Source organism: Mammaliicoccus stepanovicii, from assembly GCF_002902525.1.
GTDB classification, from domain to species: Bacteria; Bacillota; Bacilli; order Staphylococcales; family Staphylococcaceae; genus Mammaliicoccus; species Mammaliicoccus stepanovicii.
In genome coordinates this window covers 1-21,977 of sequence record NZ_PPQZ01000006.1, presented here as the reverse complement: position 1 = coordinate 21,977, position 21,977 = coordinate 1, and the positions used below count along the sequence as shown (strand labels likewise).

Here is a 21,977-nt window from a genome sequence, read left to right as displayed (position 1 = left end):
ATTTAATTAATCATTATAAAAATAAATGAATATGATATATATAATAAATTTACAAAAAATAAAGTAGATTAACAAAAACATTGCAAAGTTGTACATTATCCAAGATGGAGGGAATAATATGGATGAAAATATAGGTTTCAAAAATAATTTTCTATGGGGTGGCGCAACTGCAGCGAATCAAATAGAAGGTGCTTTTGATATAGATGGTAAAGGTCTATCAAGTGCCGATTTTATAGAATATATACCAAAAGAACAACGTACAAAAGATAATCATATGGAAGTAACAACTGAACATATTGAAAGTGTCTTAAGTGGGGAACATAGTGGTAGATTTCCTAAAAGAGAAGGGATAAACTTCTATCATCGCTATGAAGAAGATATAAAATTATTAGCAGAGATGGGATTCAAAGCATTTAGATTATCCATACATTGGTCACGAATTTTTCCGAGTGGTTATGAAGAAAAACCTAATGAAGCGGGTTTGGCATTTTATGATAAAGTATTTAAAACACTGAGAAAATATAATATCGAACCGATTGTAACATTGAGTCATTACGAAACCCCATATGGTTTAACAGAAAAATATAATGGTTGGATGGGAAGAGCAGTCATTGGTCATTTTGAGAGATATGCAAAAACAGTATTCAAACGTTATAAAGGATTGGTTAAGTATTGGATAACTTTTAACGAAATTAACATCATCAACATTTCTCCATTTACAGGTGGTGGTGTGATTTCTGATCAATTAGCTAATCCTTTAGGCGATCCTTATCAAGCTTTACATCATCAGTTAGTGGCATCTAGTTTAGCAACTAAAGCTTTACGTGAAATAGATAGTGATGCTCAAATTGGATGTATGTTAGCCCGTATGAAACATTACCCATATACGTGTAATCCTGAAGATGTATTAAAGGCTATGCAGGATGATCAAATGAACTTGCTGTACACGGATGTACATGTTCTTGGTGAATATCCTAATTATTATAAGCGTTTTTTAAAAGAAAACCATATTGAATTGAAATTTGAAGAAGGGGATTTAGAAATTTTAAAATCTTATACTGTTGATTATATTTCTTTTAGTTACTATATGTCTCTTCTTTCTGCAAATAGTGAAGAAGGTGAAAGAACAGAAGGCAACTTAATGAATAGTTTGAAAAATCCATACCTAGAAGCATCAGATTGGGGATGGCAGATAGATCCAATAGGAATCCGAATTGTATTGAATGAATTCTGGGATAGATATCATAAACCATTATTTATAGTAGAGAACGGTTTAGGTGCTAAAGATAAAGTTGAAAGTGATGGGACGATAAACGATACTTATCGTATAGATTATTTAGAAAAACATATAACTGAAATAAAAAAAGCTGTCTTAGATGGTGTAAATGTAATGGGTTATCTTGCTTGGGGACCAATTGATTTAGTATCAATGTCAACAAGTGAAATGAGTAAAAGATATGGTTTTATTTATGTAGATAAAGACGATGAAGGAAACGGTACAGAAAAACGCATAAAAAAGAAATCCTTTAATTGGTTCAAACATATAATTCAAACAAATGGTAGCCATCTGTAAATATAGAGGGAGTGGAACAGAAATCTCATTTTATTAAAAAAGATTTCGTTCTTCCAACCCGGCAAGGATAACTAGAATGGAAAAAAGCTTGGTATAAAGCGTATTTTCAGTTCAGTTATCTACTGCCAATATACAAAAGAGTCTGGGACTCATTCATGATGTCCCAGACTTTTTCCTGCGATTAGTCAAGTGTTTAAATTTAAAATAGTCATTACTTAATAACACCGTCCAATTTTAATTTTTTGAATAAGGTGTTAAACTATATTCGATTATGCGATTTAATGTGGGGACATTTCGTAATCGTATAATTTATGATTCATTATTAAATAATGAATTGTTTTTAATAGTCGATTCATACATGCAACTATGGCAGTCTTATGAGATTTCTCATCAGGCTGCTTTCTTAATTTGTAGTAATGTCCACAACATGGTTATTATAACGATGTTGCCCCCGAATAATATTCATTATCACAAAAAATAATAAGCGTCTCGCTTTTTCATTACCGCGTTTATTGATGGTATCTCGATAATGTGTTCCCCCAGATTGATATCGTTTGATATCAATTCCTACAAAAGCATTTAACTGTTTATTTGATTTGAATCGAGATATATCTCCAAGCTCACCAATTATCATAGCTGCAGTTAGATCTCCAATTCCTTGTATAGAGTAGATACTTTCAAAGCAATCAAGTTCTTGAGCTAATGGAATCATTTCTTTATCTAATTGTGATAATTGTCCAATGGAATTTTTCATCAGAATAGTGTGCAATCACACTATTCTGTCTACTACTATCAATGCCTAAGTAATCGATCAATAAAACCTCCTTATATAATTTGAGAAGTTGAAACTTTACATAACCTTTCTCATTTCACTTTCCTATACACGTTTTCAAGAACCCAACATACTACAAACGAATTTCAAAAGGCGAGAGTAAAGCTGACTAGTTTTTTTACGGATTTCAAATCCAAGGGACCGCACAGTCTACGCCTCTCTATAACTATAAAAAATAGCTATGAGTTTTTGAAGCTTTTGTCTCGGGTTGTTTCACACATAAATATATAATTTGTTGAATAAGTTGAGCATTTATTTCTTATTCTTGAAAGCACTTTTGTTTAATAGTATATAGAATAAGATGAAAGCAACAGTTAGGAAGATGTGACCTAATCCTGACATTCCTGCAATTGCAGGGCTCACTTCAATACCTTTAATTGTCATAATTCCATTCGTCATTTGCATTGCGACAGTTAACAATAATCCGATATGGTAAGTGACAAAGAACCAATTAAATAATTTTTGATGTCTTGTTAGACTAAAGTTTTTCTCAACAAGCATGAATACTAAGAACATAATTGTACCTAAGACAAGCATGTGCGTATGTGTGACATTTAATTGTGAATACCCGTCGAAGTTATTTGCTCGACTCATTTCTCTATAAAATAATCCACTCAATAATCCTAAAGCTGTATAAATTGCAGAACTGTAAAATAATCTTTTCATATTTATCTCTCCTTAATTTGTTTTGTTATTTCTATGTTTTAAATAATAAAATAAGTATGTGAACACAATATGAACAAAGAGAAATCAGCATCTTGATGTGAAATGTTTCGGATTGTATAACGAAGCAGTTTACACATCTACAACCGTAAGGAAACGCTTACAATGTATATAAGGAGGTTATTTGATTGCTGAGTAAACGCCAGAGAAATATTTTGTCTCATTTATCTTCTCAACAAGACTTTATGACTATTGCCGAAATAGCTTCGTTGTATAACGTTTCAGAACGTTCAATTCAATATGATTTGGAGTTTATCGAGACATATAAAACGCAATTAAACATCGAAGTCATGCGCAATAAGAGTTTAGGTGTGAAAGTAACACAACTGAATAAAGTGTCATCAGATTCCAATCTTGAAATGGATATTCATTATTCTAAAAATGAAAGAAAAGTACACATTATATTAAGACTTTTTGAATCATCAAAACCAATCAGTTCTCAAATGTTGGCTAACTTATTAAATGTGTCTAGAAGGACAGTAGTTGAAGATTTAAAGTCAGTACAGTTATGGCTAGAAGATCATGAGTTGCGTCTTGAATATATGAAGAATAAAGGTTTTGTAATTGAAGGTAATGAAAAGAATTTAAGAGAAGCGTATGCAAAAGTGGTCAATGACTATTTTCATCATTCAACTCCTAAAATTGGCATAGAAATATTTTCAGAAGAAGAACTAGAAAAAATTAGAAAAGCAGTAGTATCTACATTAAATGAAGAGGATTTTCAACTTGTTCAAGTCGGTATAGATGGTCTGATATATCACATCATCATTGCCATTCATCGTGCTAAAGATGAGTTTGTGTTCGATATACCTCAAATTGAATATGACCGATTGAAGTCTACAGATGCATTTCAATTAGCTATCAAAATCACTAAAAAATTAGAAAATCTATTTCAAATTGATTTCCCTAAAAGTGAAGCTGCATTTATTACGTTACATCTGTTAGGCGCAAGGGTTACTAAGTTACAAGTAGAGAATGCACAACATGACATTTCAAAATCTACGAAATTTTTCATTCAAAAAGTGAGTGCACAAGTAGGTGTCCCTTTAATTCATGACCATAAATTGTTGTCTGGATTGATTACACATATACAACCTGCGATTCATAGAATGAAATTTAACATGGAGCATATTAATCCATTGAAACATGAAATTATGTCTGAATATCATGAGCTTGTAATAGCTATAAAGAAGGAAGTCTGGTTATTAGACGAAGCTTTTGATGTAGATTTTAACGAAGATGAAATTGCGTATTTGGCATTACATTTTGCTTCAGCAATTGAAAGGCTAAAGTCTGAAGAAACTAGAAAAATTAAAATCATTTTATTATGTGGCTCTGGCGTTGGTACATCTCAATTACTTAAAAGTAGAATTAAAAACATTTATCCAGAATTAGAAATATTAGATGCTTTCTCAATTTACGATATTTCAGAAGGATTTCTTAATTCGCATGGTATAGATTATATTCTTACGACCGTGCCAGTTAAAGAGTTTTCGGTTCCAACTATTGAAGTATCGCCGTTTTTGAATAAAGAGGATAGAAATAATATCAATCATATGATTAATCAATATCGAGAATCAGTCATTACAAGTTATAAGACGGTCGGGCCAAGTTTAGAAGATGTCATAACAATGAATCAAATTAAGACTAATCTTAAAGTGGAAGATAGAAATGATGCCATTAGAAAAAGTGTACAGACGTTGATTGATTTGGAGCATGTAACGTCGCAATATGCTGAAGATATTATTCACCATTTAGATAAGTTTGGACCGTATATGGTGATTGGACCACATATTGCATTGTTACATTCGAATTTTGACAATGTGAATGTACCAGTAAGCATGGCGATTGTACATTTTGAGGAAGCTATTGAATTTGGACATGATAGATTTGATCCGGTTAAAGTGGTCGTCATACTCGCGACAAGTCAACCTCAAATACATTTAAATGCGCTCGGTCAACTTAGTCATCTTATTATGGATAACGATAAGAGAGATACACTATTTAAAGGTAATAAAGAAATGATATTCAAATTGATTAAATCGGTAAGTCAAAGCTAGGAGGTGAATGAATTGTGGCTGAAATCATAAGAGAAGAACATATCGTATTAAAGAATCATGTAACGGATTGGGAAGAAAGCATCCAATTAGCATCAGAACCATTATTAAGAGATGGATATTTCAGTCAAAATTATATGGACGCGATGATTAATAGCGTTAAAGAAATGGGACCTTATATCGTCATAGCACCTGAAATTGCAATTGCGCATGCGAGACCTGATGAGAATGTTCAACAGGTAGGTCTAAGTTTGTTGAAATTAGAAAACCATATCAATTTTTCTGAAGATGGTCATTACGCCTCACTCATATTTGTATTAAGTGCGATTGATAACGAAGCACATTTAGAAATATTAAGGAATCTTGCAACTATTTTAAGCGATAAAGAAAAAGTAAATGCATTAATTGATGCAACAAATGCAAAACAAATAATAAATATATTTAAGGAGAATGATTAATATGAAAATTTTAGTAGTTTGTGGACACGGTTTAGGTAGCAGTTTTATGGTGGAAATGAATGCACAAGAAGCATTGAAGAATTTACAAGCACCATCTGACGTAACGGTAGAACATAGCGATATTATGACAGCAAGCCCAGATATGGCAGATTTATTTATATGTGGGAGAGATTTAGAAGAGAATGCACAACGATTAGGTGAGGTAGTTGTTTTGGATAATATTTTAGATAAGGAAGAATTACAAACTAAATTAGAAGAAAAATTACAAGCTTTAAATATCTTATAAGCATGAAGGGGGAGACGTCATTATGAATTCAATATTGGGATTTATCGTCGATGTATTAAGTCAACCCGCTATACTTGTTGCACTTATAGCGTTGATTGGGTTAATTGTTCAGAAGAAATCAGCAGCAGACATCACGTCAGGTACAATTAAAACGATTTTAGGTTTCCTTGTTTTAAGCGCTGGTGCTGATGTTGTAACAGGGTCACTCGAACCATTTGGCAAAATGTTTCAAGAAGCATTCGGTGTACAAGGGGTTGTTCCGAATAACGAAGCAATTATTTCCATTGCACTTAAAGAATACGGAACAACAGCAGCGCTAATTATGATGTTTGGTATGTTAGTGAACATTCTAATTGCTAGATTCACAAATTTAAAATATATTTTCTTAACAGGTCATCATACATTTTATATGGCAGCATTTTTAGCAATACTATTAACAGTAGGACACATTACAGGTGTTTCAACAGTTATTATGGGATCTATCATTCTAGGTTTGATTATGGCAGTTCTACCTGCTTTAGGGCAATCAACTATGAAGAAAATTACCGGATCAGATCAAGTAGCGATTGGTCATTTTGGTACTGTAAGCTATTGGGCAGCAGGTGAAATTGGTAAATTATTTTCTGGGAAATCTAAATCAACAGAAGATATTAAATTTCCAAAAGGGCTGAGTTTTTTAAGAGAAAGTACAATTAGCATTTCTTTAACAATGATTGTGCTTTATATTATAGCAGCATTATTTGCTGGTCCTGATTTCGTACATACTAAATTAAGTGATGGCACAAACTTTATCGTATTCTCTGTCATTCAAGGGGTTACATTTGCAGCAGGTGTGTTTATCATTTTAACGGGAGTGCGATTAATATTAGCTGAAATTGTACCAGCATTTAAAGGTATTTCAGAAAAACTTGTACCTCATACAAAGCCAGCACTAGATTGTCCTATCGTATTTCCATATGCACAAAATGCAGTGTTAATCGGATTTTTCGTAAGTTTCGTAACTGGGGTTATCGGTATGTTATTAATGTTTATGCTCGGTGGCGTTGTCATACTTCCAGGTGTTGTGCCACACTTCTTCTTAGGCGCAACAGCAGGTGTATTCGGGAATGCACGTGGTGGGATTAAAGGTGCAATTGCAGGTTCAGCGCTTAATGGTATATTGATTACGTTCTTGCCACTATTATTCTTACCATTTATGGGAGATTTAGGCGCAGCTTCTACAACATTCTCTGACACGGACTTCTTAGCAGTAGGTATTATTGTTGGTTATATCACAAAATTCTTAGGTATCGCTGGCGTGATTGCACTTGTCATCATAATTGGTGCATTAGGCATATTGTTACAAAGAAAAGCAAACCAAAAAGTATCCGAGAAATAGACTTTGTAGGGCATATTCGTATATATGAATGATGATTTTATAAATTCCTACTAAACTCATAAGCATTTAATTGGCATGTTAATTTCTTATGGTGGTATAGTGTTATTTCATAAGGAGGATTTATAAAATATGAATACAAAATATGAACCTTTATTTAAATCATTAACATTACCAAACGGTGTAGAACTTAAAAATAGATTTGTTCTTGCACCTTTAACACATGTGTCTTCAAATGATGACGGCAGTATTTCTGATATTGAGATACCATATATTGAAAAACGCTCTAAAGATGTAGGGCTTTCTATTACAGCAGCAAGTTATGTTGAACCATTAGGGAAAGCATTTCCAGGTCAACCATCTGTTTCTAAAGATGCAGATATTGAAGGATTACGTCAACAAGCTGAAGTAATGAAGAAAAATGGCGCGAAAGCCGTTATTCAAATTCATCACGGTGGCGCTATGTCATTGCCAGGTTTAACACCTAATTCTGACGTTGCAGCACCTAGTGAAGTTGAAGTTAAAGGATTTGGTCAACAAGAGAAACATACTGCTAGAGCATTGACTGAAGAAGAAATAGAACATTCTATTGAATCATTCGCTAGAGCAACTAAAATAGCCATTGATGCAGGATTTGATGGCGTTGAAATCCATGGTGCAAACCATTACCTCATTCATCAATTCTTCTCACCATATTATAATCGACGAGAAGATAAATGGGGAGATCACTTGAAATATCCAGTAGCAGTAGTAGATGCTGTTACTAAAGTTGTACAAGAACATGGTGCACCAGACTTTATAGTAGGATATCGTTTCTCTCCAGAAGAAGCGGAATCACCAGGTATCTCTATGGAACTTACTCAGAAACTAGTCGATGTATTATCAGAAAAACCACTCGACTATTTACACGTATCACTATTCGATATTCACTCTAAAACAAGAGAAGGAAAATTCGAAGGAGAAACACGTATAAACCTTATCTCTGAATGGGTAAATGGACGCAAACCAGTAATTGGTATAGGTTCAATTTTCACAGCAGATGATGCTCTAAATGCACTTAACACAGGCGTAGAACTTGTTGGGATAGGTAGAGAATTACTCCTTGATCACGAATTTGTAGCTAAAATAGAGCAAGGTAAAGAAGATGAAATCATTTCTGAATTTGATCCAGAAAGAACAGATTTACATGAACTACCAGAACCATTATGGAAACAATTTAATGCAGGATTTTATCCATTACCAAGAAAAGACGAAAAATCAACTACCAATTAATTATAAATGAAACGCTCGGGACAAACATGTTCTGGGTGTTTTTTATGTTTTTAATATTTCAGTAGAGGGAATGGAGAAATGCACAAAATGGGTGGCAACAAGCACCGTAGAGAGATGTAGGACGCAAGTTTAAGAGAATAATAAGATACAGGATACTAGAATGATAAGAGAATGTTAAAATAAATGAGAAAGATTAGAGATTGATTCTGAATGTTAATAAAATAGAGGTGCTAAATATGAATCAAGACGAACTAAAAGAGCGAGTGGCTATAGAAGCTGTTAAATATATTAAAGATGGTATGAATGTAGGATTGGGTACAGGGTCAACCATGTATTATGCTATTCGTTATTTAAGCGAACGAGTTAAAAATGGATTGAACATTAAATGTATTCCTACTTCTGAAAAAACAGCAGAATGGGCAAGAACATATAATATTCCGCTTACAAATTTTTCAGAAACACATCATTTAGATGTTGTGATAGATGGTGCCGATGAAGTGGGTCCAAATTTCCACCTTTTAAAAGGTGGTGGCGGGGCATTACTCCGTGAAAAAATCGTCGCCAATGCGACGGACCAATTTATTGTCATTATTGATGAATCAAAATACGTTAATCAATTAGGAAAATTTAAACTGCCGATAGAAATCGTTCCATTTGGCTATGAATATACGATTCAATTAGTCGAAGCACTAGGTTGTAAAGCAACATTAAGACAAAGCAATGACGCTATTTATGTAACAGATAATCAAAATTATATTATTGACTGTGATTTTGGCATGATAAACAATCCAAAACAATTGAATAACCAACTCATATCAATCATACGTGTTGTTGAAACAGGTTTATTTATTGATATGGCGAACAAAATATTAGTAAGCCAATCTTCAAGTGGATTAGTTGAGGAATTGAATAAGTAATATTGCTCCAAAACTTTCAATAATTTACGGAGTCGTTATGATTTTAGTAGTGATAATCAATTTAATATATTTTAAACAAAAAGAAAAAGACAGCAATCATGAGGGAATATCGTAATTTGTAGAAAAATCATAAAAGCACTTTTGTTGAATACATTTTTAATGTGAATTCAACAGAAGTGTTTTTTTATTGAAAGAGATACTTAAATGTTTATCGATATTGACACTTAAAGTTTATAGTCATCATGATTCCTTTCTGCAGTATCTTTTGTTTTAGCCCTATTTATATGAAAAAATATTGAAAATAAATCTAATATCAGCTAACACGCACGAATATTTATCTTAATTGGTAAGTGTTCAATGTGTGTTTTTTTATTTATAAACATAATTAGATTCACAAACAGAGTTATAAGTGGTGAAGTCATGGAATAAGTCCATAGTTAATCCAAGAAATGGTGCAAGTCATGGAATAACTCCGCAGTTAATCAAGAAATAGGCGAAGTTGTGGAATAAGTCCGCAGTTAATCCAAGAAATGGGCGAAGTCATGGAATAAGTCCGCAGTTAATCCAAGAAATGGTGCAAGTCATGGAATAAGTCCGCAGTTAATCCAAGAAATGGGCGAAGTTGTGGAATAAGTCCATAGTTAATCCAAGAAATAGGCAAAGTTATGGAATAACTCGGCAGTTAATCCAAGAGATGGTCGAAGTTAGTTATGTACGTTTTCACACTTTAAAGTATATCCAAGATTGTGGATTAAATTGAAAAGGTTTAACGATTATGCGTACTTTCGGAATTATAATATGTTCTAATTATTCTTTGGAAATATATTGGTAAATTAGTTGTAGGAAAAATTAGTAAGATAGTCTAAAATAAAAGGAAAATAAAAATATTAGAGGTGAATATATGGAAAAGCAAGAAGTCAGTATGACTGAATTGTTTTTTGATTTAGTTTTTGTTTATATTTTAGCGACTATAAATCAGACAATAGAAAGTATTTCGCATAATTTTATGTCATGGGAAGGGTTAGGGAAAAGTTTTATGCTATTTCTCGTATTCTTTTCAATTTGGGTTTATCGTACGTTGTTAGTTAATCGATTTTTTAATCAGAAATGGTATCAATATTTATTTGTTTTTATAGATATGTTTATTATTATTATGCTTTCTAAAGCTATAAGCGGTGATTTTCAACAAACATTTATACCATTTGTATTCATGTCATCTTTAATATATTTAAGTATTCTTATTCAATACTATATAAATTATAAATTTTCAGGATCTACTGTAAACATTAAACTAGTTAAAGTGTATACATCAGGTTTAGTCTTAATGATTATATTTTCAATGATTTCTGTAACTTTGCCATCTGTGATAAATTTCTGGGTGTACTTCATAGGTATTTTTATTGTGTCAATTTTTCCGTTAATATTTTATAAAACTTCTTATGAGAATCCTGTGTATTTTAGCCATTTAACTGAGCGATTAAGTTTGATTATGATTTTGTTATTTGGTGAAGGCTTAGTGTTATTAATCAATAGTATTGATATTGGTCATTTGAACATAATGGATGTAATTTGCTTTATCTTTATTACATGTCTATTTGTTGTTTATGTTTATCATTTTAAAGCGGTTGATGAAAATACAACAACTAAAACTGGGTTCACAACAATGTATATACATTTATTTTTACTATTTTCTTTAGATATGTTGTTTTTAATGATGAATAAACTGTTGTCACATGGTCAGCTGCATATATCAGAAGTTATCGGGGCATTCATATTTCTGATGTTGTTCTTATTGTGCATGTTTATAAATGTTAAAGTGCATAAAGAAGTGAAAACTGTATCATTTTTTTAAATATTAAATAGTTAATAATTACTTCAGGGTAGTTAATAAACAGTTAATGGTTTAAAGTTGTTACGCTATATACAATTAACATATCAAAGAAAAAGGAGATGTGTTAAATGGGATTAACAAAAACAACTTTAGGTGCATTCGCATTATCAACTTCATTATTATTAGGTGCATGTGGTAATGATGATATGAAAAAAGATGAAAATATGGAAACGAAAAGTGAAATGAAAGATAAAGATATGGATATGAAGAAAGAAGATATGAAAGACAAAGATATGATGATGTCTGGTATGTTCAAATCTATGAATGGTGAAAAAGTAAAGGGTAAAGCAACGATTAAAGATCATAAATTAATGCTGACTGATTTCAAATCTTCAAAAGGTCCAGACTTACATGTGTATTTAACAAAAGATGGAGACATTAAAAACGGTATGAAGATTGATGAAGTAGATTACGACAAAATGGAGCAAACATTCGATTTAAAAGACATAGATACTTCTAAATATAATGAAGTGACAATTTATTGTGACAAAGCCCATGTGACATTTGGTAGTGCAATGTTGAAATAAGCATTATGGTTAACGTGTTCTAGCATCGTACAAATTTTGACATCTCAAAAAATCGATTAGATTTTTAATAGAGATGTCAATTTTTGTATAGGATCAACACTTTGTTAAATCAGAGAAATAATATTATTGTAATGTCTAACATAAAGGAGCAAACATCATGAAAAAACTATACAACATGGTCTTATTAGTTATTCGAATTGTTAGTGGTGGCTACATTTTGATGCAAGGGTATGAGAAGTTAACGGGTGGATTTAGTTTAACTGGATTGACTCAAGTTATAGCTCAAAACCAAGATACGCCATCATGGTATAAAGCATTTTTTAAATTTGGTATTGAACCGTTCACATCCATTTGGGAAATCATTATTCCGTTAGGTGAAATAGCAATTGGGTTAGCACTTATAGTAGGATTTCTCGAGTATTCTGCAGCACTATTTGGTATATTTATTATGATTAATAACCTTTTGGCAGATATGATATTTACATATCCGGTGCAATTGGTTGGTTTTATAATCATCGCTTTAAATATCTCTCGTATTAAACATTTTTCAGCAAAATCGATTATATATAAGATAAAAAAGAAGGAAGTAGAAGAAAATGGCGCATATATTAATAGCAGATGACGAACAAGATATATTAGATATTTGCAAGACATACTTTGAATATGAAGGACACCGGGTTGTGACGGCGTCGAATGGTCAAGAAGCGTTAAATAAATTAGATACATCTATCGATTTAATTATATTGGATATTATGATGCCAGAGATGAATGGATACGAAGTTGTTCAAGTTATGAAGGATAAACATTATGATATTCCGTTTATTTATTTAACTGCGAAAACACAAGAAAACGATACGCTATATGCGTTGACGTTAGGTGCTGATGATTACATTAAGAAACCATTTAGTCCGAGGGAATTAGTACTTCGATCGCATAATTTATTAAATCGAACAAAAAAATATAGCAACCAAGAAGTTTTAACTTTTAGTTCGCTTACATTATGCAAACAAGAGAAATCGTTAATGATAAATGGACAAAATGTCCCATTAAGAGTTAAAGAATTTGACGTATTATGGTATTTAGCAGAACACGAAAAAGTCGTCATCTCTAAGTCAGAACTATTAGAGAAAGTTTGGGGCTATGATTATTACGAAGATGCCAATACTGTCAATGTTCATATACGTAGAATACGAGAAAAACTAGAACAACATGAATATTACGATTATGCGATTACAACAGTTTGGGGACTAGGTTATAAATTTGAAAGGGCGAAATAAATGTTAACAATAAGAGTACAAATATTTATCGCATTTATGAGTAGTATTATATTAACGACTGCCATATTAGGTGTTGCGTATAAATGGATGTGGTTTAATGCACACACGACATTAATATTGACGGTAAGTGCCATTATCGCGAGTTGTCTCACGACAGTAGTTTGCATGTTATTTATTAACCCCCTCGTTACAAGAATTCGTATGATGAACAATCAAACTAAACTTGTAGCTAAAGGAAACTATGAGCAATCAGAAATAAATATAAAGTCACCAAAAGAAATGCGAGAGCTAAGTGAATCGTTTAATACAATGGCTAAAAATATAACAGCTCAAATAGAACAAGTGAAGTATGAGCAACAAGAAAAAATAGAAATGGTCCAAAATTTATCGCATGATTTGAAGACACCGCTCGCAAGTATTACGTCATATGCAGAAGGTCTAAAAGACGGCGTAATTGCGGATGAAGAGAGTAGAAAGAAAGCATATGATGTATTAATTAAACAATCAAAACGAATAGACTTCATGTTTGATGAACTCACGAGTGTAATGACATTAGATGCTATTTCAGAGAATAAATATGAACTGGAAACGATCTATATAGATAAGCTGTTTGTATCTATTCTACAAACATATGAACAGCAATTAGCTTGTGAGTCTCGCAAGATTGACTTTAATATGTGTGATAATATTCAATCCTTTAAGCAATATAGAATTCCACTTGAACGTATTTTAATGAACATTATAGATAATGCTATAAAATTCACGAGCGTCGGTACGAGAATCGAACTTAAAGTAAATAAAGTTCAAGATGGTATGATTGCTATTGCTGTTTCAGATGAAGGACCGGGAATTTCATCTGAACATTTAAATCGTATATTTGATCGTACGTATAGAGTAGAAGAATCAAGAAATAAAGATACAGGTGGTTCGGGGTTAGGTTTATATATAGCAAGAAATTTAGCGCACCAAATGGATGGAACTTTAGAAGTTGAAAGCAAGAAGAATATTGGAACAACATTTATTCTGAATATCCCTATGAAATAGGCATACGTTTTTGTGTCTGATATAATATGCATAAAGGCATAGAATAGATGGGGAAGTTACATGAAGTTTAAAAGTATTTGGGAAGATACAGATCCAATTTCAGCAAATTCATATAAATATGTTTTTTGGCAATCACTATTACTCATTGTGACTTTAATGCTGGCATATACATCTATCGGGTTATCACAAAATTTATGGATACTCATTGTAGGTGCTATGTTTATGATGTTGTCCATATTTTTTATCGAAAAATTTAAATTCAATATCATTAAGTTTGAACCGATACAGCTTAAATATTTCATATTTACTGTAAGTTTGACAGTCATCGGTCTTATCGTGTATTGGTCAATATCAATGATAGCGGGACAGCCACAAAACCAATTAGAAGTTTACAAAGACCTAAGAACATTACCTATTGCTGTTTCAATTGTCATTTTCGTTATTTTAGGACCGATATTTGAAGAACTCATCTTTAGAGTATTCATTATGAAAGGTATTTTTAAAGGACATTTACTGATTGGTTATATTGTATCGAATATATTATTCGGTATTATTCATGGACCAGTAAATGTTGGTGAGTTTGTGATTTATTTAGTGTTAGGATTTGTATTTGCCAGTATATATATCATAACAAAACGAATTGAACTATCTATATTAAGTCATGCATTAAATAATGCGGTACATATCTTAATATTTATATTATGTTATCAATAAAAAAATCCCTATCATGTGAAAGAAATTCACACGATAGGGATTTTAAATTTTACCACCAGTTATTAGCTAAACGGAATTGAATAGCTGCATCAACTGAACCGTAACGTTCTTTTGCGTAGTTGATCATACCTTTAGTTTGTTCTGTAACAGTACCTGTACCCCAAGCTTCTTTCGTTTGACCAAGACCTCTATATCCTAGTTCATTAACAGCGTTAGGGTTACCACTTGATTCTGGCATTACAATTGCGTCCCAAAGTTCTTTAGTACCGCCAGCAGCGATAAACTCTTTATATACTTCATCAGTTGAAGCAGCTTGAGTAGCTGTATTATTTACACCTTGATTATATTCACTTGCATCAGCGTTTGCTCCGAAACCAGTTGCTATTATACCTGCAGCAGCAGTTGTTGCGATTAATAATTTTTTCATGTTTAAAATTTCCTCCATATATTTATATTGTTTATCATTGTTTGCTTCGTTCTTGATTACTTTATACACTTTAACATCAATTTTTATATCATAGGTTACAGCAAAATAAAAAACAGGTTTCTTTTATTTCAATTAGATTAATAAGATCAATGTGATATGACAAATGGAAATATTTGCATAAGTATTGAAATCATATATACTTTTTAAAAGTGATAAAGACAGGAGTGTAACAAATGGAGCGCATAAAATTAAAAATGATAAGACAAAATTTAAATCAAATACCACAATATGATTTACCTGAAGGATTTTCAATACGTAAATTTGAAGAAGGTGATGAACAAAACTGGGCAGAAATAGAGACGAGTGCAGATGAATTTTCTACGGTTGAAAATGCATTGAAACGCTTTGATAGAGAATTTGGTTATGACATTGAAAGCATGAAGAATAGATGTTTATTTATAATGAACAACAAAGGAGAAGCTATAGGAACTACTACAGCTTGGTACGGTGATGGGGAAGGTACAAATCAAGATATTGGAAGAATTCATTTCGTCGCGATCAAACAAGAATATCAAGGGAAGAAACTATCTAAACCATTGCTAACAGAAGCATTAAATGTAATCGCAACGTTCCATGATAAAGTGTATTTAACAACACAAACAACAAGCTACAAAGCAATTAACATGTACTTGAAATATGGATTTGAACCATATGACATTAATCCAGAATCCCAAAGAGGTTGGGATATGATAGATGAGATACTTGGAGATGAATAAGTATCTCATGATTTAACAATAGATTTATTGTTGGAAGTCACAATATAAAGTTCAATTAATTTGGTTTATTTAATAATAGTGCAACACATTGGAAATAGGTTGATGAATAAGGTAGGAAATCTGACTTCGTAAAAAGATGTTCTGTATGTTGTTTAAAACTTAGTCCTGTAATTTTATCGGATAAATTTTGGGAAAAATTTAGAAAATCAACTTTTTTAATTTGAATAATGTCTTCTACTTCTTGGTCTTCAAAGTGTATACAAGGTATTTCCTGTTCAGTTAATTCAACTGTGAATATATTAATAAATTCATTGTCTTTAAATGTATCGTGTATTTGTTCAGGCAAGGTACACATAAATTGTAATCGTCTGAAATTTAATGAGATCCCCATTTCTTCCTTAATTTCTCGAACGCCATTTGAAATATCTTCATTATATTTTAAATGACCACCAACGGTAACATCGAGCATACCAGGATAATCTGTTAAATTTTCATTGCGTTTTTGAAAGAAAATGTACTCACGATATGTGAATATACATTGGAATGTTTCATGCCAGTCGCCATTAAGATGTGTTTCATTTCTACTTTTAATGTCTTTAAATTCCTTATTCGGATAGAAAGTTTTGATCATCTCTTCCATCATGATCCCCCTGATATTCATTTGAATTATAATACATTAAATGGAGTTTAATGTAAAACGAACTTATAATTAATGATTGAATAGCGCCCGAACTTATCATGTTGAGTTCGAGGTGACAAGTTCGCGCGTGTACTATATGAATCTTATTCAAATTATTATCCGCTCCTAAGTAATTTGAAGAGCTGTGACGTCATCATGATTAAACCTAATATGAAAGAAATTCCCATAATAATCCCCCTACATGTGTATCGCTATTTGCCAACCATTATAATTTTTTGCTTTATTCCCTCTACTAATTTCGCCATATTTGATAAAATCTAATATTGCCATCAAAATAACAAATATTAAAGTTGGAAAAAGTATTTTTCTCATAATATTTAACCCTTCCAAAATAATAGGATAAAAATGATTGATAATAAAAAGTTTGTTAATACAATTATTTTCACCTTGTTGTTTGTGTATAATCCATATCTCTTTAAACCCTGAATTTGTAATAAAGAAGCTATAGCAGTATACAAACAAATGATAACAAGTAATAAAACTATTATTATAATAATCACCTCTATAACTTATAATTGGATTTAAATCTATATGATATCCTTAAAACAAGTGAAGGGTATATATAATATGAAAAAATTTGAATCTATAATGTAATCATAACTTGTTTAATTTACACATTATGTGATTCAAGTCACACAATATGTTTATTTTTAACAATTATAATACTTTATGATATTTGTTTAGATATTCGAAATAAAAGATAAAAAATAACAAGCAAATAAAAAAGCGAACATCGTATGTCAATGTACACATACGATGTTCGCTTTTTTATTAAATACCTAGCTTGTCATAAAGTCTCCACCATTGATGTGGATGACTTGTCCTGTTACATATGTTGAGTCTTGTGAAGCTAAGTATACATATGCTGGAGCATTTTCACTAGGTTGTCCTCTTCGTCCTAATGGTGTTTCAGAACCGGCGTTTTCTACTTTTTCTGCATTGAATGTAGCAGGTATTAAGGGTGTGTATATTGGTCCTGGTGCAACGCCATTCACTCGTATGCCTTTGTCTGCTAGTGCTGAAGCAAGTGATCTTGTGAATGAGACGATTGCGCCTTTCGTTGCAGAGTAGTCGATGAGATGTGCGGACCCTCTATATGCAGTGACACTCGTTGTATTTATTATGGTGTCACCTTTATTTAAGTGTGGTAATGCTGCTTGGGATAAGTAGAACATTCCGAAAAAGTTTGTCTCAAATGTTTCTTGTAATTGTGACTTCGTGATGTCTTCAAAGTTATCTTGTGGATGTTGAACAGCACCATTATTAACTAATATATTTAGTTTGCCAAAATCTTTAACAACTTGATTAATTAATTCTTGAGCATGATTTTCTTTCTTCAAATCATGTTGGTATGCTAATGCTTTTACACCTATTTCAGTAAGTCTCATTAAGGTTTGTTTAGCATCAGTATCTTCATCATAATAGGCAATGGCGATGTCTGCGCCTTCTTTTGCAAATAAAATTGCGGTTGCAGCACCGATTCCAGAGTCGCCACCAGTAATAAGTGCAACTTTTCCTTTCAGTTTACCGCCTGGCATATAATCCTCATCTTCTATGATTGGAGATGGATTCATTGTATGTTGTTCACCAGGTTGTTTATCTTGCGTATACCCGTTTATTTCTTCGTGTTTTTGTTCGAATTTATCTTTCATTTAGAACGCATCCTTATAAAATGACATACATCTCATATTCCCAAATTTATGAAATATGAAACAAAAAGTGTTCTGCGTAAATCATTTTAATATGTGTTTAAAATGGTATAAGTACTATCTAAAAGTGGCGTGTTTAGGTGATGTTTTTTGCTTATTTGATAAATATATCCTTGGATATACTCAAGTTCTAAAGGGCGATGATTCATTGTGTCATAGTACATACTTGTGCCCATCTCGTCAGGATAGCCTTTATAAATTTGCATAATACTTTCTTCTAAATTATCTTCAAATTGAATGCCTTCTGCTAAAGCGACCATCTTTCCTTCAGCTAATAAGTTATAACAAAGTTCAGAAATACCTTCTGATTGGAGCACTACGGCAGGTTTTTGGGTTATGGCAGTAATGGTGTTGATACCTAAATTGACAATCAGTTTATACCAAACTTGTTTGTCGTAGTCTTCTATACATTCAACATTTATCATGCTGTTCTTAGTAGCATCTTGTAGCAATCTTGTATGTTCATTAATAGGTAATTTAAGCGTCCAGTCTCTGAAGTGAGTTACGGTATGATTATCCTTTTGGCCACTAATGTACACGACTGCTTGATATGTTAAAGGGTGTTGAATTTTATCAATTTGACCGTAGCCGTTTTGAGTTAGAATGATGACCGTATCGTCATGTATAACGTTATTTATATAAGGCAGTATGGCGTCAAGTTGAGTAGTTTTGACGGAAATAAACAAAAAATCAACTTTATTGGAAGACGATTTTAAACGATGAACCTTCATTGTTGTGACATTTGTTTGATTAAATTCATGGAAATCAATAGTGTCATTTTCTCTGCCAAATAAAGTCACATCTAAATTTGAAGTTTGTAAAGCATAAGCTATTGAAGTCCCAACAGCGCCAGGGCCGATAATTCCAAACTTTTTCATTTATTATTTTCCTTTCAATGGTAATATATACATAATAACAAAAATAAGAAGGTGAAACAGATGAAAACAATTAAACAATTGTTGTCCATGAAGAAAGATAATGAGAAAATTTCAATGATTACAGCGTATGATTATCCAAGTGCGAAACAAGCACAAAATGCACAAATTGATACGATTTTAGTAGGTGACTCATTAGGCATGGTAGTTTTAGGCTATGATAGCACTGTAGAAGTAACAATTGAGGATATGATCCATCATGCTAAAGCAGTAAGAAGAGGTGCACCTGATACGTTTGTTGTGGTTGATGTTCCATTCGGTGCGATAGGCATTGATTTAGCAACAGATATTCAACATTCCATTAAATTATACAAAGATACGAAAGCAAATGCGATTAAAATAGAAGGTGCTCATGTAGAATTGATTGAACGTTGTACAAAAATAGGTATCCCAATCGTGTCTCATTTAGGATTGATGCCACAAAGTGTAGGTATTACGGGATATAAATTACAGGGTAGCTCTAAAGAGGCAGGAAATAAGCTAATTGATGAGGCTAAACAAGTTGAACAAGCGGGGGCTGTCATGTTAGTACTAGAAGCAATACCAAGTGATTTAGCAAAAGTCATATCCGATAAACTTACTATTCCTGTAATCGGAATTGGCGCGGGTAAAGATACTGATGGTCAAGTCCTCGTTTATCATGACATGCTTAATTATGGATCAGAGCATATCGCTAAATTCGTTAAGCAATACGGTGATTTTTCAAAAGGTGAAGAAGCTTTAAAATTATATAATAAAGAAGTGAAAGATGGTATATTCCCATCTGAAGCACACACTTATAAGAAGAAAATAATGGGAGAGAATAACGCGTGACACAAGTAGTAAGAACAATACAAGAAATGATGAAAATCACATCTAAATTCAAATCAGAAAACAAATCAATCGGCTTTGTACCAACAATGGGTGCATTACATGAAGGACATTTAAGCATGATGCAATCTGCTAAAGAAGAAAATGATATAACAGTCGTCAGTATATTTGTGAACCCATTACAGTTTGGTCCGAACGAAGATTTCGATGATTATCCAAGACCATATGAAGCGGACTTAGCAAAGTTAATAAAGACAGGTGTAGACTATTTGTTTTATCCATCAGTTGAAGAGATGTATCCAAATAAACTTGATATGACCATAACAGTTGGGCGTCTTGCTAACGTATTAGAAGGCGAAAAGCGCCCAGGTCATTTTGATGGAGTTGTGACAGTCGTTAATAAACTTTTCAATATCGTTCAACCAACACATGCATATTTCGGGAAAAAAGATGCACAACAATTAGTTATAATAGAAAGAATGGTAGAAGAATTTAATCATAATGTGACGATAAAACCTGTCGATATTATAAGAGAACAAGATGGATTAGCAAAGAGTTCCAGAAATATATATTTAACTGAAACAGAAAGACAAGAAGCGGTTCACTTATCAAGAAGCTTAGCACTCGCTAAATCATTGTATGAAGATGGAGAAAGAAATAGCAAAGTGCTTATACAATCTATAACAAAATATTTAGAAGATAATGTAAGTGGCGAAGTTGTAGAAGTTGCCGTTTATAGCTATCCAGAATTAGTTGAACAACAAACAATAAACGGACAAATATTTATTTCGTTAGCTGTAAAATTTACGCAAGCAAGATTGATAGATAACGTTATATTATAAGAAGAACATCTTCTTACTTTATTGTGATGGAATGGCAATCGCCATTCCATTTTTTTGTACCAAAAAAGCACACGTGCATTGGAAAAATGAAGCTAAATTAAAAAGTTCATCTTTAGAAGTACACTATAAATATGTCCGGGTTCTTTTTATGTTGATATTTAAAGATATAAGTAGAGGAAATCAGATTCAAATCTGAAATTCTTCTGCTTTTTTATATGTGGATTGATTTGTTTATTTATTTTGAGTAAGTATTTATGAACAGAGTCATAAAACACATCATCTTATGGAATAATGCTCGAGTTAATCCAAGACATGGCCCATCTTATGGAATAAGTATCGAGTTAATCCAAGACATAGCTCAATTTATGGAATAAGTATCGAGTTAATCCAAGACATAGCTCAATTTATGGAATAAGTATCGAGTTAATCCAAGACATAGCCCATCTTATGGAATAAGTATCGAGTTAATCCAAGACATAGCCCATCTTATGGAATAAGTATCGAGTTAATCCAAGACATAGCTCATTTATGGAATAAGTATCGAGTTAATCCAAGACATAGCCCAATTTATGGAATAAGTATCGAGTTAATCCAAGACATAGCCCATCTTATGGAATAAAGTCCGAGTTAACCCATAAGATGGGCATCTCTTTGTTTAGTTATTGTAATTATAATTTCTATTGGAAATTTTTATATTGAATAAGAATTTGTGCTGCTACATCTAGAATATTTTTATAATATTATTTTGTTAATACAGTTATAAAAAATATAATGATTATAAAATTCTATATTATTATTGATATTTATTTGTGATAATTGCATAATATAAAGA

The 21,977-nt window shown here is 32.1% G+C and carries 22 protein-coding genes and 1 pseudogene; 16 read left to right on the top strand and 7 right to left on the bottom strand.

Annotated elements, in window-relative coordinates; all coding sequences use genetic code 11:
• Positions 1-118: 118 nt before the first annotated feature.
• Positions 119-1,573 (top strand): glycoside hydrolase family 1 protein, encoded by a 1,455-nt coding sequence (locus tag CD111_RS00995; RefSeq protein WP_095089597.1) that lies wholly within the window; start codon positions 119-121, stop codon positions 1,571-1,573.
• A 278-nt stretch (positions 1,574-1,851) separates the two neighbouring features.
• On the opposite strand, the pseudogene CD111_RS00990 reads toward CD111_RS00995, so the two are convergent.
• Both CD111_RS00990 and CD111_RS00985 read right to left on the bottom strand, forming a co-directional pair.
• A pseudogene (locus tag CD111_RS00990) lies at positions 1,852-2,327 on the bottom strand (transposase); the annotation flags it as partial.
• 330 nt (positions 2,328-2,657) lie between these two features.
• Positions 2,658-3,071 (bottom strand): DUF2871 domain-containing protein, encoded by a 414-nt coding sequence (locus CD111_RS00985; protein ID WP_095089595.1) that lies wholly within the window; start codon positions 3,069-3,071, stop codon positions 2,658-2,660.
• Positions 3,072-3,256: 185 nt separating this feature from the next.
• On the opposite strand from CD111_RS00985, the gene CD111_RS00980 reads away from it, so the two are divergent.
• The 12 genes from CD111_RS00980 (at position 3,257) to CD111_RS00925 (ending at position 14,946) form a co-directional block, all read left to right on the top strand.
• A complete protein-coding gene (locus tag CD111_RS00980; protein ID WP_095089593.1) occupies positions 3,257-5,188 on the top strand; it encodes a BglG family transcription antiterminator in 1,932 nt (643 codons plus the stop codon).
• An 11-nt stretch (positions 5,189-5,199) separates the two neighbouring features.
• A complete protein-coding gene (locus CD111_RS00975; RefSeq protein WP_169712017.1) occupies positions 5,200-5,643 on the top strand; it encodes a PTS sugar transporter subunit IIA in 444 nt (147 codons plus the stop codon).
• 1 nt (position 5,644) lies between these two features.
• The gene (locus CD111_RS00970; protein ID WP_095089589.1) at positions 5,645-5,929 is read left to right on the top strand and encodes a PTS sugar transporter subunit IIB; all 285 of its coding nucleotides are present in this window, start codon (positions 5,645-5,647) and stop codon (positions 5,927-5,929) included.
• Positions 5,930-5,951: 22 nt separating this feature from the next.
• Positions 5,952-7,307: a PTS ascorbate transporter subunit IIC gene (locus CD111_RS00965; protein ID WP_095089587.1), complete on the top strand. Its 1,356-nt coding sequence runs from the start codon at positions 5,952-5,954 to the stop codon at positions 7,305-7,307.
• Positions 7,308-7,436: 129 nt separating this feature from the next.
• Positions 7,437-8,576 carry an NADH-dependent flavin oxidoreductase gene (locus tag CD111_RS00960; protein WP_095089585.1) on the top strand — a complete coding sequence of 380 codons (1,140 nt, stop codon included), beginning with the start codon at positions 7,437-7,439 and terminating at the stop codon, positions 8,574-8,576.
• A 236-nt stretch (positions 8,577-8,812) separates the two neighbouring features.
• The gene (gene rpiA / locus CD111_RS00955) at positions 8,813-9,493 is read left to right on the top strand and encodes a ribose-5-phosphate isomerase RpiA (RefSeq protein ID WP_095089583.1); all 681 of its coding nucleotides are present in this window, start codon (positions 8,813-8,815) and stop codon (positions 9,491-9,493) included.
• Between the two features lie 901 nt (positions 9,494-10,394).
• The gene (locus CD111_RS00950) at positions 10,395-11,345 is read left to right on the top strand and encodes a low temperature requirement protein A (protein ID WP_095089581.1); all 951 of its coding nucleotides are present in this window, start codon (positions 10,395-10,397) and stop codon (positions 11,343-11,345) included.
• A 107-nt stretch (positions 11,346-11,452) separates the two neighbouring features.
• Positions 11,453-11,911, top strand: coding sequence for a DM13 domain-containing protein (locus tag CD111_RS00945; RefSeq protein ID WP_095089579.1), 459 nt, complete (start codon positions 11,453-11,455; stop codon positions 11,909-11,911).
• Between the two features lie 157 nt (positions 11,912-12,068).
• Positions 12,069-12,533 carry a DoxX family protein gene (locus CD111_RS00940; RefSeq protein ID WP_095089577.1) on the top strand — a complete coding sequence of 155 codons (465 nt, stop codon included), beginning with the start codon at positions 12,069-12,071 and terminating at the stop codon, positions 12,531-12,533.
• The gene (locus CD111_RS00935) at positions 12,508-13,188 is read left to right on the top strand and encodes a response regulator transcription factor (RefSeq protein WP_095089575.1); all 681 of its coding nucleotides are present in this window, start codon (positions 12,508-12,510) and stop codon (positions 13,186-13,188) included. The genes CD111_RS00940 and CD111_RS00935 overlap by 26 nt, the downstream gene beginning before the upstream one ends.
• The gene (locus CD111_RS00930) at positions 13,189-14,232 is read left to right on the top strand and encodes a sensor histidine kinase (RefSeq protein WP_095089573.1); all 1,044 of its coding nucleotides are present in this window, start codon (positions 13,189-13,191) and stop codon (positions 14,230-14,232) included.
• A gap of 60 nt (positions 14,233-14,292) precedes the next feature.
• Entirely contained in the window at positions 14,293-14,946 is a 654-nt protein-coding gene (locus tag CD111_RS00925) for a CPBP family intramembrane glutamic endopeptidase (protein ID WP_095089571.1), read from the top strand.
• Positions 14,947-14,995: 49 nt separating this feature from the next.
• Here CD111_RS00925 and CD111_RS00920 read toward each other — a convergent pair whose 3' ends face one another.
• Positions 14,996-15,373 (bottom strand): aggregation-promoting factor C-terminal-like domain-containing protein, encoded by a 378-nt coding sequence (locus tag CD111_RS00920; protein ID WP_095089569.1) that lies wholly within the window; start codon positions 15,371-15,373, stop codon positions 14,996-14,998.
• Positions 15,374-15,606: 233 nt separating this feature from the next.
• Here CD111_RS00920 and CD111_RS00915 point away from each other — a divergent pair, with 233 nt between their 5' ends.
• Positions 15,607-16,149: a GNAT family N-acetyltransferase gene (locus tag CD111_RS00915; protein ID WP_095089568.1), complete on the top strand. Its 543-nt coding sequence runs from the start codon at positions 15,607-15,609 to the stop codon at positions 16,147-16,149.
• Positions 16,150-16,204: 55 nt separating this feature from the next.
• Here CD111_RS00915 and CD111_RS00910 read toward each other — a convergent pair whose 3' ends face one another.
• From CD111_RS00910 to CD111_RS00900, 4 genes are all read right to left on the bottom strand, one after another.
• Positions 16,205-16,789, bottom strand: coding sequence for an NUDIX hydrolase (locus CD111_RS00910; RefSeq protein WP_095089566.1), 585 nt, complete (start codon positions 16,787-16,789; stop codon positions 16,205-16,207).
• Between the two features lie 237 nt (positions 16,790-17,026).
• Positions 17,027-17,161 (bottom strand): hypothetical protein, encoded by a 135-nt coding sequence (locus tag CD111_RS12830; protein ID WP_268234618.1) that lies wholly within the window; start codon positions 17,159-17,161, stop codon positions 17,027-17,029.
• 467 nt (positions 17,162-17,628) lie between these two features.
• Positions 17,629-18,501 (bottom strand): SDR family oxidoreductase, encoded by an 873-nt coding sequence (locus CD111_RS00905; protein WP_095089564.1) that lies wholly within the window; start codon positions 18,499-18,501, stop codon positions 17,629-17,631.
• Between the two features lie 86 nt (positions 18,502-18,587).
• Entirely contained in the window at positions 18,588-19,436 is an 849-nt protein-coding gene (locus CD111_RS00900) for an oxidoreductase (RefSeq protein WP_095089563.1), read from the bottom strand.
• Between the two features lie 60 nt (positions 19,437-19,496).
• Here CD111_RS00900 and panB point away from each other — a divergent pair, with 60 nt between their 5' ends.
• Complete coding sequence (gene panB / locus CD111_RS00895; RefSeq protein WP_095089561.1) at positions 19,497-20,306, top strand: 3-methyl-2-oxobutanoate hydroxymethyltransferase; 810 nt, start codon at positions 19,497-19,499, stop codon at positions 20,304-20,306.
• The gene (gene panC, locus CD111_RS00890; RefSeq protein ID WP_095089559.1) at positions 20,303-21,145 is read left to right on the top strand and encodes a pantoate--beta-alanine ligase; all 843 of its coding nucleotides are present in this window, start codon (positions 20,303-20,305) and stop codon (positions 21,143-21,145) included. Before panB ends, panC begins: the two co-directional genes overlap by 4 nt.
• Positions 21,146-21,977 lie beyond the last annotated feature (832 nt).